This window comes from Enterococcus sp. AZ071 (assembly GCF_050499065.1).
GTDB classification, from domain to species: Bacteria; Bacillota; Bacilli; order Lactobacillales; family Enterococcaceae; genus Enterococcus_A; species Enterococcus_A ferrettii.
Genome location: NZ_JBIPAS010000002.1, coordinates 1,216,112 through 1,230,662, shown reverse-complemented (window position 1 = coordinate 1,230,662; position 14,551 = coordinate 1,216,112). Strand labels below are relative to the sequence as shown.

The 14,551-nt window shown below is 40.4% G+C and carries 15 protein-coding genes; all 15 read left to right on the top strand.

Annotated elements, in window-relative coordinates:
- The first annotated feature begins 7 nt into the window (after positions 1-7).
- The 15 genes from gatB (at position 8) to IGI49_RS24320 (ending at position 14,480) form a co-directional block, all read left to right on the top strand.
- Entirely contained in the window at positions 8-286 is a 279-nt protein-coding gene (gene gatB, locus IGI49_RS24390; RefSeq protein WP_429965063.1) for a PTS galactitol transporter subunit IIB, read from the top strand.
- Positions 287-304: 18 nt separating this feature from the next.
- Entirely contained in the window at positions 305-1,687 is a 1,383-nt protein-coding gene (locus IGI49_RS24385) for a PTS galactitol transporter subunit IIC (RefSeq protein WP_207703205.1), read from the top strand.
- Positions 1,656-2,699, top strand: coding sequence for a galactitol-1-phosphate 5-dehydrogenase (locus IGI49_RS24380; RefSeq protein ID WP_429965064.1), 1,044 nt, complete (start codon positions 1,656-1,658; stop codon positions 2,697-2,699). Before IGI49_RS24385 ends, IGI49_RS24380 begins: the two co-directional genes overlap by 32 nt.
- 156 nt (positions 2,700-2,855) lie before the next feature.
- Positions 2,856-3,863: a tagatose-bisphosphate aldolase gene (lacD, locus tag IGI49_RS24375; protein WP_429965065.1), complete on the top strand. Its 1,008-nt coding sequence runs from the start codon at positions 2,856-2,858 to the stop codon at positions 3,861-3,863.
- 78 nt (positions 3,864-3,941) lie between these two features.
- A complete protein-coding gene (locus IGI49_RS24370) occupies positions 3,942-4,835 on the top strand; it encodes an aldose 1-epimerase family protein (protein ID WP_429965066.1) in 894 nt (297 codons plus the stop codon).
- Complete coding sequence (locus tag IGI49_RS24365; protein WP_429965067.1) at positions 4,836-5,480, top strand: HAD family hydrolase; 645 nt, start codon at positions 4,836-4,838, stop codon at positions 5,478-5,480.
- Between the two features lie 533 nt (positions 5,481-6,013).
- Positions 6,014-7,492, top strand: coding sequence for a BglG family transcription antiterminator (locus IGI49_RS24360; protein ID WP_429965068.1), 1,479 nt, complete (start codon positions 6,014-6,016; stop codon positions 7,490-7,492).
- A gap of 19 nt (positions 7,493-7,511) precedes the next feature.
- Positions 7,512-7,976, top strand: coding sequence for a PTS sugar transporter subunit IIA (locus IGI49_RS24355; RefSeq protein WP_429965069.1), 465 nt, complete (start codon positions 7,512-7,514; stop codon positions 7,974-7,976).
- Positions 7,977-8,005: 29 nt separating this feature from the next.
- Positions 8,006-8,872 carry a ketose-bisphosphate aldolase gene (locus IGI49_RS24350; protein ID WP_207703212.1) on the top strand — a complete coding sequence of 289 codons (867 nt, stop codon included), beginning with the start codon at positions 8,006-8,008 and terminating at the stop codon, positions 8,870-8,872.
- Positions 8,873-8,889: 17 nt separating this feature from the next.
- A complete protein-coding gene (locus IGI49_RS24345) occupies positions 8,890-9,198 on the top strand; it encodes a PTS fructose transporter subunit IIB (protein WP_207703213.1) in 309 nt (102 codons plus the stop codon).
- A 79-nt stretch (positions 9,199-9,277) separates the two neighbouring features.
- Positions 9,278-10,375 (top strand): PTS fructose transporter subunit IIC, encoded by a 1,098-nt coding sequence (locus IGI49_RS24340; RefSeq protein WP_429965070.1) that lies wholly within the window; start codon positions 9,278-9,280, stop codon positions 10,373-10,375.
- A gap of 18 nt (positions 10,376-10,393) precedes the next feature.
- The gene (locus tag IGI49_RS24335) at positions 10,394-10,909 is read left to right on the top strand and encodes a D-lyxose/D-mannose family sugar isomerase (RefSeq protein ID WP_429965071.1); all 516 of its coding nucleotides are present in this window, start codon (positions 10,394-10,396) and stop codon (positions 10,907-10,909) included.
- Positions 10,910-10,965: 56 nt separating this feature from the next.
- Complete coding sequence (locus tag IGI49_RS24330; RefSeq protein WP_429965072.1) at positions 10,966-11,928, top strand: hypothetical protein; 963 nt, start codon at positions 10,966-10,968, stop codon at positions 11,926-11,928.
- A 13-nt stretch (positions 11,929-11,941) separates the two neighbouring features.
- Entirely contained in the window at positions 11,942-13,414 is a 1,473-nt protein-coding gene (gene xylB, locus IGI49_RS24325; protein WP_429965073.1) for a xylulokinase, read from the top strand.
- Positions 13,415-13,628: 214 nt separating this feature from the next.
- Positions 13,629-14,480: an AraC family transcriptional regulator gene (locus IGI49_RS24320; protein WP_429965074.1), complete on the top strand. Its 852-nt coding sequence runs from the start codon at positions 13,629-13,631 to the stop codon at positions 14,478-14,480.
- Positions 14,481-14,551 lie beyond the last annotated feature (71 nt).

Below are 14,551 nucleotides of genomic sequence, written 5' to 3'. Positions count from 1 at the left end.
TAAACAGATGAAAAAAGTAATTGTAGCATGTGGCGGAGCAGTAGCAACTTCAACAGTAGCGGCGAATAAGATTCGCGAACTGGCTAAACGGGAAGGCATTTCAGCAGAGGTTTCACAGTGTCGAGTGAATGAATTGGATTCAAAAAAAGATGGCATTGATTTAATTGTAACAACTGCAAAAGTAAAAAAGGATTATGGTGTTCCAGTTGTTCATGGCGTTGCTTTTATCTCAGGGGTCAACATGGAAGCAACTGAACAAAAGATTTTGGATGTACTAAAAAAATAATTATTGGAGGAAAATATCATGGGAGTTATTCAATATATTGTTGATCTAGGTGCAAGCGTAATGCTGCCAATCGTTATCTTAATTTTAGGTCTACTTCTAGGGCAAGGAATTGGTAAATCGTTAAGAGCAGGGATTACGATCGGAATTGGTTTTGTTGGTATTAACTTAGTCATCAGCCTGCTGACAGAAAACTTGGGTGCTGCCGCTGAATCAATGGCGGAGAACTTCAATCTTGGATTAAACGTAGTTGATTTAGGTTGGCCAGGAACGTCACCGATGGCTTGGGCTTCAGATTTAGGACTTATTGCTATTCCAGTCGCTATTGGTGTGAACGTTTTGATGTTATTACTAAAAATGACTCGTGTAGTCAATGTAGATATTTGGAACATTTGGCATATGGCTTTCACTGGAGCGATCGTACAAACGGCGACTGGCAGCTTCTATCTAGGTATTTTGGGTGTTGTCATTCATGCGATTATTGCTTATAAACTGGGAGATATGTTTGGTGCAGTAACCGATGAGTACTTTGGTTTAGAAGGAATTTCAATTCCACACGGTTCTTCTGCTTATATGGGCATTTTCTCAGTGCCAATTGATGATTTGATTGAAAAAATTCCAGGACTTAATAAGATCAACATTACTTCAGAAAAAATCGAGTCTCGCTTAGGTGTCTTAGGACAGCCAACAATTGTCGGGGCATTTCTAGGATTAGTGATCGGTCTATTAGCAGGTTACAACTTTGGCGATTCTATGCAGCTAGCAATTCAAATGGCTGCTGTTATGGTCTTGATGCCAATGGTCGTTAAGCTGATCATGGAAGGTTTAATTCCAATTTCAGAAGCTGCTCGTAATCTTTTAGACAAACATTTCAAAGGTAGTGAATTGCGGATTGGTTTAGACCCAGCATTACTTTTAGGCGATGCACAAGTTATCGCAGCTAGTTTAATCTTTGTTCCTTTAACTATTTTGATTGCAGTTATCGTACCAGGCAACCAGGTATTACCATTTGGTGACTTGGCAACAATCGGATTCTTTATTGCAATGGCCGTTGGGGTACACAAAGGTAATTTGTTCCGTACGTTGATTTCTGGTTCGTTCATTATGTTCATGACCATTTGGATTTCTAACCAAATGATTAATTTGCAAACATTGCTGGGACAAAATGTTGGGTTAGTTGGAGCAGGCGAACGTGTTTCTTCTCTTGATCAAGCCGGCAGTCCAATCACTTATTTACTGGCAAATGGATTGACTTTCAAAATGGGAGCAGGCTTCTTCATTATTCTAGTTTTATATGTTGCCGCTTTTGTTTACACATTTATCAAATACAAAAAGAATACCTTATATGTAGAAGTGGAAGAGTTTGAAGGAGATGAAGCTGGTGAAAGCATTAGTAGTAACTAATAAGCATAAACTAGAATTACAAGAAATTGATAAACCAACTGCTGCTCCAGAAAAGGTCCTGATCAAAGTAGCTTATTGCGGAATTTGCGGATCAGACTTGCCAAGATATTTTGAGGGAGGCGTTCATGCCTTTCCTCAAGTATTAGGTCATGAGTTTTCTGGTGTAGTTGAAGAAATTGGCGAGAAAGTTACCCACATAAAAGTTGGTGATCGCGTAGCAGTAGCGCCGCTGGTTCCTTGCGGGACTTGTGAAAATTGCCAAAAGGGTGAACCAGCAATGTGTACCAATTACAGTTTTATTGGTTCTCGCGAACAAGGTGCAATGGCTGAATATGTGGCTGTACCAGCAAAGAATTGCGTAAAAGTACCTGACAGCCTTTCTTTAAAGGAAGCGGCTTTGGTTGAGCCCTTAACGGTTGCGATCCATGGTATCGAACGGATTAACATTTCAGCTGGAGCAGATGTTTTAGTTTTAGGTGCGGGAACGATCGGCTTATTAACTGTGCTTTCCCTACGAGCGATCGGTGTTGGCAAAATTACAGTCGTTGACTTAAATGATAAGAAACTAGAAGTTGCTAAAGAAATTGGGGCCGATGAGGTGGTCAATCCAATGGTTCAAACCTTGGAGGACTATTATAAAGAAAATAGTTCACCTGAAGCGGTAATTGAAACTGCCGGCAGCTCTATTACACAAAAACAAGCGATTGAATTTGTCAGCAAACGTGGAAAAGTGGTTTATGTAGGAACAAGCACTAAAGATGTTGTTCTTGATCCTGAAACCTTTGAAAAAATCCTGCGTGGTGAGCTGGAAGTAACCGGTTCTTGGATGTCCTACTCCGCACCATTCCCAGGCTACGAATGGGAAACCGGCTTACGCTATATGTCGACTGGGCAAGTGGATGTCAAACCATTAATCACCGGCTTGTATCAATTAGAAGACGTAGCTGTCCCATTCGACAAAATGGTTGAAGCAAACTCAACAGCAATTAAGCTACTATACGCTATTAATTAGGAGACCAGTCCAACTTTTTGCAGTTTATTTCAGCTCAAAAAAACAATAACTAGGAATCTTAAACAGAACAGTTTAGTTGGATGGTATACGTGATGAAAATCAAATTAATTTTTCTAAGAAAATTATTACTACAGTATGAATAAGGAGATTTAATCAATGAAAACAATCACTGAGAGTCAATTTGAAGCGTTAAAAAACACGAGTAATCAAGATGGAGTAATTGGAGCATTAGCGATTGATCAGCGGGGAGCGTTGAAAAAAATGATCGCGAAATATAAGGAAGAGGCAACCGATCAAGACATTGAAGATTTCAAAAAAATTGTTTCTGAAGAGCTAACTCCCTATGCAACTTCGATTCTTTTAGATCCTGAATATGGTTTGCCGGCAGCTGATGCTCGGGCAGCTAACGCTGGCTTATTATTAGCCTATGAAAAAACTGGTTATGATGCTTCAACTCCAGGTCGTTTACCAGATTCATTGAACGTTTGGTCAGTGAAGCGTTTGAAAGAGGCTGGAGCCGATGCTTGTAAGTTCTTGCTATACTATGACATTGACGAAGCAGATGCAATTAATGATCAAAAGAAAGCTTACATGGAAAGAATCGGCTCTGAATGTGTAGCGGAGGGTTTGCCTTTCTTCTTAGAATTGGTTTCTTACGATGCCAATATTAGTGATGCTGCCTCAAAAGAGTATGCCAAAGTAAAACCTCACAAAGTGAACGATATGATGAAAGAATTTTCTGATCCTCGTTACAATGTTGATGTGCTGAAGGTTGAAGTACCGATTAACATGAACTTTGTTGAAGGCTACGGTGAAGAAGTGGTTTACACAAAAGAAGAAGCGGCTAAATTATTTGCTGAGCAAAGTGCAGCAACCGAGCTTCCGTTCATCTTCTTGAGTGCGGGTGTCAGCGCCCAATTATTTCAGGAAACCTTGCATTTTGCAAAAGATGCCGGCTCTATCTTTAACGGCGTACTTTGCGGAAGAGCAACTTGGGCAAATGGTGTTGAACCTTTCATTACTAAAGGTGAAGAAGCTGCCCGTGAATGGTTGCGCACGGTTGGACGCAAAAATATTGAAGAATTGAATGCTGTCTTAAAAGAAACAGCGTCATCTTGGCAGGATAAAATCCAAGGCCCGTCAAAAGGCCAACGATTCTCATAAAATCATGAAGGTGACCCAAAATGTGTTAAGCATTTTGAGCCACCTTCTTTTTTGAACAAATAGAAAGCAGGTCGGAAAATGAGTAAATTAATGATTGAAAACGACAAATTACAGGTTCAAATTTTGACTAAAGGAGCCGAATTAAGCAGCATTCAGTCCAAAACAGACAGCACTGAATTTTTATGGCAGGCTAACCCAGAATACTGGAGTCGCCATGCGCCAATCCTGTTCCCGATTGTTGGAAAGCTGAAAAATGATCAATACCAGTATCAGGGGAAAACTTATGCAATGTCCCAGCACGGCTTTGCGCGGGATATGGAATTTTCGGTGGTGACGCAGGAGACCGATAAAATCCGTTTAGCATTACAGGACACCAAAGAAACCTTAGAAAAATATCCTTTCCGATTTTTATTGGAGGTGGAATACAGCTTACAGGCGGATAGCTTGATAACACGTTACTTTGTTACGAATTTGTCAGAAGAAACTGAAATGTTGTTCTCTGTAGGTGCGCATCCAGGATTTAATGTTCCGCTGGACGGGGATGCGACTTTTGAAGACTACACCTTGGAACTATCACCAGCAACGCCGCGAACATTTATTCCAGTTACCTCAGAGGTCTTGCTGCAAACGGATCAAACTACTCAAAGGGAAGAATCCAACTTCACGTTAAGTCGTGACTTGTTTAAAAAAGGAGTATTGATTTTTGAAACCCCGGAAAAGACGCAGGTTGCTCTAAAATCAGCGAAAAGCCAAAAGCAGATTATTATGGAATATCAAACCTTGCCTCACTTAGGTATTTGGTCAACTTATCCGGTCGAGGCACCTTTTATTTGTATTGAGCCTTGGAATGGTTTGGCTGATACCTTTGATGCCAGTGGTTTGCTGGAAGAGAAAAAGGGAATTAATCAGTTAGAACCACAGGCAGTATTCACAACTGAATATTGCACTACCTTCCTAACTGGAGGTAAATAAATGCAGGCAGTGATTTTTGATATGGATGGTGTCTTAATAGATACAGAGAAGGTTTCGAAGCAAGCTTTTACCGAGGCTTTTGAATCTGTTGGTTTGAATTTTACTGAGGAGCTGTATCAGCAAATTCTAGGTCGGAGTTTAAAGGATATTGAAGTGTTTCTTGAAGAGACTTTCCAACATCCCAGCATTGCCCGCCAAATTATTCAACAGCGGGAAATTGAGTTTGCCAAGTATTACCAAACTCATCCAGTAGAGGTAAAGAGCGGTATCTTTGATTTTTTAGCTTTTATTAAAAATCGCCGGCTGAAAACAGCGGTGGCGACTTCAGCGAAAGAATCCATTGCAGTACCTTTACTGGAGCAGGCTGGTTTAATCCAGCATTTTGATACCTTTACCTTTGGTTCACAGGTAAAGGAAGCAAAGCCTCATCCGGAGCTTTTTCTTAAAGCAGCAGACAGTTTAGCTGTTAGACCTGAGGAAGCAGTTGTAATCGAAGATTCTGAATCAGGGATCATCGCTGCTAATCAGGGCGGTTTTCAAGCCGTATTTATTCCAGAAACTGAGCCTACCCAGAGCTTCAGGCAGCAATACAACTTTTCGTACTATCAACAGGTCCAAGATTTTCAAGCTTCGTTGCAGAAATGACGATAAGTCGATAAAAGGAGACCGGCTCTTTTTATCGACTTATTTTTTTACCTGCTGCCTTTAAAAATAAAATAGAGGAGCAAACCAACGATGGTCCAAAAGGTTAGACAAAACACAATGATTCCACGCCAAACTAAATAAGCTGGCATTGAATCGAACCAATCTTCTAATTTACGCCTCACATCTATCACCCAATCTTCCCCAATATCGTAGCTTAATAATCGCATAATGACGAATGAATCACTATACAATAAATATAAAATTAAACAAAAATAAGGGAAAATAACTTTTTATCTTCACGGAATTAAAGTTAAACCCTTTTTTTGTGGTATTTGAACCTGAATCTAAAGATTTTTTTCCGTTGAAGGAATCCCCGAAATTGTTTAAGCTGATAGCTATGCTTAAGGAAAGGAGAAATGCTATGTTCTCTTGTTTTATTACGGAGAAAAAAAGCCTTGTCCACATATCTAGACAGAGGTTGACGAAGAAAACGGATACAGAAGCTATACAATATGACTCAAGAGGTGAGGGAAATGATTTTTAGTTCAAATGAAAACATGCTAATTAACATTTTGAATTTCGAAGACTATGTCTCAGCAAAATATCTCTCGAAAACCTTATATGTCTCGACCAAAACGATCTATCGCATGATCAAAAAAATCAATGAGCTGTCCTTTGAAGAAAATAATGAGCTGCTGATTATCTCTGAGCCGGGAAAAGGCTATAAGCTGAATACGGCCTTTCGCAATCAGGACCTTTATTCCATGATTGAATTCACTGAAGAAAACAGCTTAAACGAATTGGTTCTAGCTTTACTGTTTAAACATCCCCGAAAAGTAAAACGTACGGTATTAGATACTCAGTTTCTAAGTGAAAGCTCGATTGAACGAAGACTCAAAAAGGCAGCTGACATTTTAAAGAAATACACCATCCAGTTGAAGGCTGATCGAGAGTATTTATGGCTGATTGGTGAAGAAATTGATTTACGTAAAGCGATTAACAATATCTTTTTGGAAATGAACAAGCTAAACAGCCTAAATGAAATCGGTATCGAAATTAATGCGATTGAAAAGCATTTCATTGATCAGCAGATTAGTCAGATTGAAGAGATACTGGGAGAGTACATTAATTATCCTTATGATATTACGATTTATACCCATATTTATATGATCATCAAACGCTACCGTGAGGGCGAGGTTCAGTACTTAGGGAGCCAGGAGCCTTTGGAGAAAGAGGAGCAGCAGCTGATGGCCGCCAATCCGCAAATTACTCAGGTGGCCCAGCAAATTATTTGCAATATTGAAAGTTATTTGACAATTCAGATGAATCCGCTAGAAAGCTATTTTGTTTTTCAGAATATTTATTCCATCAACAGTCAAAAACGCGAAAGCAGCAATGTTGATAAGAAGCTGGCTGAAGAGATTACTAAAAAATTTATCGTTGATTACTTTTCCATTTCAGATGTCTCTTTACTGCCAGCCAGTCGTTCCTTATACGAGGATCTGTACCAGCACGTTTTGCCAATGTTAAGCCGCTTACGCTTAGGGATCAAGGTTGAAAACAATTTAATAGACGAACTAATGCTGGAATATCGCAGTACCTTCCTTAAGGTAAAAAGGATTGCTGGAGAAATCAATCAGGAATTGATGTTTGAAACAAAAATGAATGATTCTGAAATCGGATATATGACGCTATATTTTGAAAAATACAAAATTGATCGGCACAAAAATAAAAATGTTTTGCTGGTTTGCTCTACAGGTGTGGGAACCTCTGAGCTGTTAAAGGTTCGCGTACAGCAAAATTTTCCCAACCTGAACATCGTCGCTACGATGAGCCAGCGGCAGATGAAAAAGAATCAAAGCTTTATTCATGAGAATGTTGATCTGATATTTTCAACTATTCGGATTCCCTTGACCATTGGGGACATTCCCGTGCTGAATATAAGCCCTTTGTTAACCGACAAAGATATTCAAAACATTAACTACACACTAAAAGAACTCACTGCAACATAAAAATGAAGGAGAGAATACGATGGAAAAGATTGAATTAAGCAAAGTGATTCACCAGGAACTAATGGTTGTTGGCACGAAAGCGAAAAGCAAAGCAGAAATTATCGAGCAGCTTGGCCGGCTATTACAAGAAAAAGGCTACGTTACCTCCGCTGAAGAGTATATTAAAGACGTTTATCTGCGGGAAGAAGAAGGCGAGACCGGTATCGGTCAAGGCGTGGCAATCCCTCATGGGAAATCCAGCGCTGTAAAAGAGACAACCGTCGCAATTGCGGTTTTAGATCAAGAGATAGAATGGGAAACATTGGATGGTAAGGGGGTCAAACTGATTATCATGTTTGCTGTCAAGGATTCAGATGCAAACACAACCCACGTTCTGCTCTTGCAGCAAGTCGCGATTTTATTAGCAAATGACACATTTATCGAAGCAGCTAAAAATGTGGAATCTGTTGATGCGTTGTATCAATTAATTACGGAATTTCAATAAAATTTGGAAATGATAAAGGAGAAGATCACATGTTAGTATCAGGTAAAGAAATTTTGAGTGTCGCAAAGGAACAAGGATTCGCAGTGCCGGCTTTTAATGCTGGGTCAGGACAACTTTTAAATGCGGTAATGGAGGCTTGTGAGGAAGCTCAATCACCAGTTATGATTGCCATTCACCCTGATGAGTTGAGCTTCTTAACAGACAGCTTTGTGGCTCAAGCCATTTATTTAGCCAATCACACAAAAATTCCAGTATGTATCCACTTGGATCATGGTGCCAGCTTTGAACAAGTCATGCATGCCATCAGCATAGGTTTCACCTCAGTCATGATTGATGCTTCTCATTTGTCTTTTGAAGACAATGTAACGATTTCGAAAAAAGTGGTAGAAGCAGCTCATGCAGCTAATGTATCCGTGGAAGCTGAATTAGGCACGATCGGCGATACGGGAAATACTGTTGAAGGCGGCGTTAGTGAAATTGTTTACACTGATCCTAAGGTTGCACAGAATTTTATTGACCAAACAGGTGTAGACAGCTTGGCCGTTGCAATCGGAACAGCTCACGGTATTTATCCAAAAGACGTTGATCCGAAATTACGTTTGGATATTTTAGAAGAAATTGAAGCCTTAACCGATATTCCTTTAGTATTGCATGGTGGCTCTAGTAATCCGGATGAAGAAATCAGCAAGGCTGTAACAATGGGGGTAAACAAAATAAATATTTCTAGTGACATCAAAATTGTTTTTGCTAATGAATTGCGTGAGGTCTTAAACAATGGCAACTTGGAAGCTAGAGAACCAAATGTATTATTCCCTAGCTGCATGGCCGAAACGAAGAAAGTTGCTTTAGAAAAAATCAAGTTGTTTAAATCAAACGATAAAGTCAAATTCTACTAAAGAGAGGAGGCGCAGTTATGAAAATTGTCGGAATAGCCGCATGTACAGCGGGGATTGCCCATACGTACATTGCCAGAGAAAAGCTGATTCAAGCTAGTACCAGTCGCGGGCATGAAATTCATATCGAAACACAAGGCTTGGCAGGCACGCAGGATGCATTAACGCAAAAGGATATTGATGAGGCAGATGTCGTAATTATCGCTGCCGACATCAAAGTAAACGGTCGTGAACGATTTAAAAATAAAAAAGTGGTGGAAGTCCCTACAGGTTTAGTCGTAAAATCCCCCAATAAATTAGTGGAAAAATTAGAGGAAGTCAAAGTCTGATTCTTCTTGTCGGGGTTCTCAGCTATCTGAGTAAACTGGGAATCCCGACAATGAAGCGTAAATTACGAGGAGGAAGATCATGGAAAAGATCAAAGCGATTGGTTTAAAAAAACATTTGATGACAGCAATTTCATTTTTCTTGCCAATTATTGTTGCTTCAGGTTTCTTACTGGCGATCGGAAATATGATGGGCGGCGTCAGTATTGAGAATTTTAGAGAAGGCTTTAGTTTTGCGGATACGATGACCACAATGGGAGGATACGGCTTAGGTTTTCTGCCAATGATTGTCTCTACAGCAATTGCTTATTCGATTGCTGACAAGCCGGGCATTGCTCCTGGTTTGGTGGTAGGCTTTGTGGCTCATGGAATTGGAACGGGCTTTTTGGGTGGTGTAGTCAGCGGCTATGTTTCAGGGTACATCGTAGTGATCATGATGATGGTCATTAAAGTGCCAAAATGGATGGAAGGTCTTTTGCCAACGTTGGTATTGCCATTCCTTAGCACCTTTGTTGCGGGTATGGTGCTGTATTATGTTGTCGGCACACCGATTACTTGGTTTACAGATTTGATCACCGGTTACTTAGGTAATTTGAATACTTCTTCGTTATTTGTTTATGGTGCAATTATTGGGATTTTAGCTTCGATTGATTATGGCGGCGCCCTTAATAAAGTGGTCTTTGCCTTTGTCTTCGCTTTATTCTCAGAAGGAATTTATGAGCCGATTACGGTTTTAATTTTAGCTTCGATGGTTACGCCATTTGGTTTAACGATTGCTTACTTTATCGGCAAAATAATTAACAAGAACATCTTCAATCGTCAGGAAATCGAAACCCTGAAGACGGCCTTTCCAATGGGGATTTGTCAGATTACTGAAGGTTGTTTCCCGATCGTGTTAAATGATTTGGTCCGCAATGTTATCGCTACCGGAGTTGGCGGTGCAATCGGTGGTGGGTTAAGTATGCTTTGGGGAGCAGATAGCCACATTCCTGCTTCTGGCATGTTTGCTATTCCGACAATGACCCGTCCTTGGGCTTTCTTAGCCGCTTTAGGAATTGGTTCACTGGCTACTGCTGTAACAATTCTTGTATTAAAAAAACGGGTTGATCCAAATGCAGAAGTCATTATGGAGGAAAAAGAAGAAGAGGAAGTTTCTTGGGATGATTTGACCATTTCTTAAGGAAAAGAGGAGCGAGACATGACGTATCAAGAAGAAGTAAAGCAACGTTTTTTAGACTCGGGGATTGTTTTTACGGAAAAAGAATTGGCCTCAATTGACTATGCTGACTTTGGGTTAAAGCGCTTGGAATCAGAGGGTTTGAACTTAATTGTCTATGAAAACAATGATCGGTATTGTGCTAAGGAGATGGTGCTGCTACCAGGCCAAACTTGTCCGGAGCATCGCCATCCTCCCCGCAATGGTGAAGCAGGCAAACGAGAAACCTTTCGCTGCCGCAAAGGTAACGTGTATTTATATGTAGAAGGGGAAGCAACTGATACTATTCATAGTAAAATCCCAACAGATCAGGAAGCTTATTACACTGTGATGCACGAAGTGGAGTTAAAAGCTGGGGAGCAATATACAATCGAGCCTGATATCAAGCATTGGTTCCAAGCTGGTAATGAGGGAGCCATCATCTCTGAATTTTCTTCACCCAGTGACGATGCCAGTGACATCTTTACCAATCCCAATATCCAACGGGTGACTAAATAATTATAGACAGACTAGGAGCTCTAATGTTCCTAGTCTCTTTTTGAAAGGAACAACTGATGAAAACTTACCAATTAGAAAATGAGTTTGTTCGTATCGAATTTTTGAACTATGGTGGAATCCTGACCAAAATGATTAACAAAAAGACCCAACAAAATTATCTCCTAGCCTATAAAAATCAGGAGGATTATAAAAGGAACCCTTATTTCTTTGGTGCGACAATTGGTCGGAATGCTGGAAGAACGTATCCACCCTTTTATCAAAATTATCAAGGAGCTAAAAGAGTATTGGATACGAACGAAGGACAGGTCCACCTGCATGGTGGGAGCGAGGGCCTGCACCAAGTGGAATGGAAGGTTGAAAAGCTGTCGGATACTACCTATCGTCTAACTTTTGAAGATACTCAATCTCTTTATGAACCAATGAAGCTGGAGCTGATTTATCAGCTAGAGAACAATCGTTTTACAATTAGAATGCAAGGTTGTGCAGATAAGCCAACTATCTGCAATCTTACCAATCACAGTTATTTCAACTTAGGAGAAGAGACGACTGTTGCCTTTCATCGTCTGCAAACAGCATCGGCAACACTTCAGCTGATTGATGAGCAGTTTATACCAACAGAAAAATATTCGGCAATGCTGTCTTCAGAATATGCTCCGTTTAACTTTTCTGAAGAAAAGGCCGTTCAAAAAGCTTTGAACTTAGAAACTCCTCTGTCAAAAATTTGTGCGGACGGAATTGATTTGGCATATTGTTTCACCAATAATGATGACAAAGAGCCTAAAATTCGTTTAACTGATCGTCAACGACAAAACAAGTTAACTATTTATTCCGACCAGGAGGCTTGCATTATCTATACCTTGAACAAGCTTTCTGACAAAGTAAAACTAGAAAATGGCGGGCTGGTCGAGAAATATAGCGGCATTACTTTTGAAATGCAGCACAAACCCAATTATGTTCACACGACTGCCGATTATTTAGTGACAGATTATCAGGCGTATACAGTTTATGAAATTGAATAGGAGGGGGAAACCCATGACATACTTTTTAGGTGTCGATTTAGGCACGAGCTCATTAAAAATTATTTTAGGAAATGACACCGGGGAGTTATTAGGCAGTACCAGCAGCACCTTTGCTATATCTTCTCCACAAGCCGGCTACAGTGAGGAAAATCCTGTCGACTGGCAACGAGCTTTTGATCAAGCAATGACCGATTTGATTACTCAATTCCCTGAAATTGTTGAGGCTTCCTTAATTCTGGGCTTCTCGGGTCAAATGCATTCGCTGGTTTTAATTGACCAGACGGGTAAAGTTTTACGACCAGCAATTTTATGGAACGATGGCCGTACCTCAGCAGAAGTACAACAGCTGCGAGAAACCTTGGGGGAACATCTATTATCAGTTGAAAAAAATATTCCCTTGGAAGGCTTTACTTTGCCTAAAATTATATGGGTGCAAAAGTATCAGCCAGAAATCTGGACCCAAACATGGAAATTCATGCTGCCGAAGGATTATCTAGTCTATTATTTAACCGGGCAGGTCTTTACAGAACCTTCCGATGCTGCGGGGACCATTATGTTAGACGTCGAAAAACAGTGTTGGGACGAAGAGCTATTAAAACAATTGAACATTTCTTTAGAACAGTGTCCTAAGATTCAGCCTTCTACTAAAATAATTGGTGAAATGAAGTCTGATTTAAAACAGCGTTTCGGTTTTAAAGGATCAGTCGAACTAGTAATGGGTGGGGCGGATAACGCTTGCGGCGCTTTTGGCAATTTGACAGACCCACAAGCTCAAGGCCTTATTTCAGTGGGAACCTCTGGGGTAGTTTTGACTTATGAAACGGAAAAGACCCAGCAGGATTTGGGAAAATACCATTATTTCACTTCAGTGATGGCAGATCAAAATTATAAAATGGGAGTAACGCTTGCGGCAGGATATTCTCTCGACTGGCTCAAAAAGCTTTTGGCACCTGAAGAATCCTTTACTGCCTTTACCCAATCAGCAGCAGATAGTCCCATCGGCAGTCAAGGGGTGACTTTTCTGCCCTATCTATTTGGCGAGCGCAGTCCATATTTTGATCCGAGCTTAAGCGGGGCATTGCTGGGCTTACGTGCACACCATACACGCAGTGATATTATCCGCGGGGTCATGGAGGGCATCGCCTTTTCATTGCGCAATGTTTATGAAAATATGGGGATTCAATCAGCAGCTGCTATTGAAGTTTTTCGAATTACTGGAGGAGTAGTCAAGAATCCTTTCTGGCTGCAGCTGTTTGCGGATGTTTTTCAAACGAAAATGGAGGTGCTGAGCTTTGATGAAGGTCCGGCTTATGGTGCGATGCTATGTGCAGTGGATGGTAAAAATGATTCTCAGCTTTTCACAACCTGGCAGGCAGCTAATCGTGTGAAAGTGGTTTATCAACCAAACTCTGACCAGGCGAGTGACTATCAGAAAGCCTATGAACAATTTAAAAAATTAAGTGATCAACAGGCTTCCACAAACTAGCTGATTAATCCCTCAAAAATAGTTGTATCAACAAAGCATCCTTAGTAAAATGAACTTAACAAAAGAACCATTAATTGTCTTATATAATAGAAGAAACACGAAAAAAGCCAATGAAAAACCAGTTAATTGGCCTGGACCTTTAGCCAAAAAGTAAAAAAGGACGAGAAAGTTATCAAAAGCTGATATCTCACCTCAGCGGATAAAGGAGAGCACAATGGAAGAAGCCATTTTCTTAGTCAAACGGCAGCGATCGGATTTTAAGGATTTCTATTTTTCCTTTTGCGGACATTCAAAAACATTTCCTGGGCACAGCTTTGGACCAGCCGTGAGGGATGTTTTCCTGATTCACATTATTTTAGAAGGCAGCGGCTACTATTCTATTAAGAAAACCAAATATCATCTTTCTAAAGGACAGGGCTTTGTCATTTACCCTGGGGAGTCGACCTTTTATCAAGCCAGTGAGGAACAGCCTTGGGAGTACGTTTGGTTAGCAATCGGCGGCGATTTAATCGAATCCTATTTAGCCAACTTAGGCATTACTCCGGCTCATTTATCTTTTGAAGTAACAAACTCAGCCGACTTTCATGCCTTAATCTTGCAATGCTTGGCCTATGAACAGGATACCCAAGTGAATGAACTGATTTTGCAAAAAATTGCTTACAGCTTTATGGAGCTGCTGTCTAAATCAATGGTCCATGCCTTGAAGGACAGTCACAGTACCAAAATGAACGGCTATGTTTTAGAGGCGTTAGAGATCATTGGGGAACATTTCTGGCGGAACATTACGGTTAAGGAAATAGCCGAAAAGCTGATGATTGACGCCAGCTATTTATCCCGTTTATTCAAAAAGGACATTGGAATTTCCATAAAATCTTATATTAATGAAATGCGGATTTCAACTAGCCGAGATATTATTGCAACGACTAATCTACCAATTTCTAAAATTGCTGAGATGGTAGGGTTCCCTACGACACAAGCTTTCTCCAAGGCTTTCAGCAAAGGTATGGGGTTGTCACCCTTCGCTTACCGCAAGGAACGAATCGGCTCAAACCATGAAATTTCATAAAGTCAGAAATTGACAACTTTCCGTATCAAAAAGCGCTTACTTTTTAGGCAAGCGCTTTTTATAATGGAGCT

Coding starts and splice junctions, on each gene's coding strand:
- IGI49_RS24385 (WP_207703205.1), top strand. CDS start 305: ATGGGAGTTATTCAATATATTGTTGATCTAGGTGCAAGCGTAATGCTG.
- IGI49_RS24335 (WP_429965071.1), top strand. CDS start 10,394: ATGACGTATCAAGAAGAAGTAAAGCAACGTTTTTTAGACTCGGGGATT.
- xylB (WP_429965073.1), top strand. CDS start 11,942: ATGACATACTTTTTAGGTGTCGATTTAGGCACGAGCTCATTAAAAATT.
- IGI49_RS24320 (WP_429965074.1), top strand. CDS start 13,629: ATGGAAGAAGCCATTTTCTTAGTCAAACGGCAGCGATCGGATTTTAAG.
- IGI49_RS24380 (WP_429965064.1), top strand. CDS start 1,656: ATGAAGCTGGTGAAAGCATTAGTAGTAACTAATAAGCATAAACTAGAA.
- IGI49_RS24340 (WP_429965070.1), top strand. CDS start 9,278: ATGGAAAAGATCAAAGCGATTGGTTTAAAAAAACATTTGATGACAGCA.
- IGI49_RS24365 (WP_429965067.1), top strand. CDS start 4,836: ATGCAGGCAGTGATTTTTGATATGGATGGTGTCTTAATAGATACAGAG.
- gatB (WP_429965063.1), top strand. CDS start 8: ATGAAAAAAGTAATTGTAGCATGTGGCGGAGCAGTAGCAACTTCAACA.
- IGI49_RS24345 (WP_207703213.1), top strand. CDS start 8,890: ATGAAAATTGTCGGAATAGCCGCATGTACAGCGGGGATTGCCCATACG.
- IGI49_RS24370 (WP_429965066.1), top strand. CDS start 3,942: ATGAGTAAATTAATGATTGAAAACGACAAATTACAGGTTCAAATTTTG.
- IGI49_RS24355 (WP_429965069.1), top strand. CDS start 7,512: ATGGAAAAGATTGAATTAAGCAAAGTGATTCACCAGGAACTAATGGTT.
- IGI49_RS24330 (WP_429965072.1), top strand. CDS start 10,966: ATGAAAACTTACCAATTAGAAAATGAGTTTGTTCGTATCGAATTTTTG.
- IGI49_RS24350 (WP_207703212.1), top strand. CDS start 8,006: ATGTTAGTATCAGGTAAAGAAATTTTGAGTGTCGCAAAGGAACAAGGA.
- IGI49_RS24360 (WP_429965068.1), top strand. CDS start 6,014: ATGATTTTTAGTTCAAATGAAAACATGCTAATTAACATTTTGAATTTC.
- lacD (WP_429965065.1), top strand. CDS start 2,856: ATGAAAACAATCACTGAGAGTCAATTTGAAGCGTTAAAAAACACGAGT.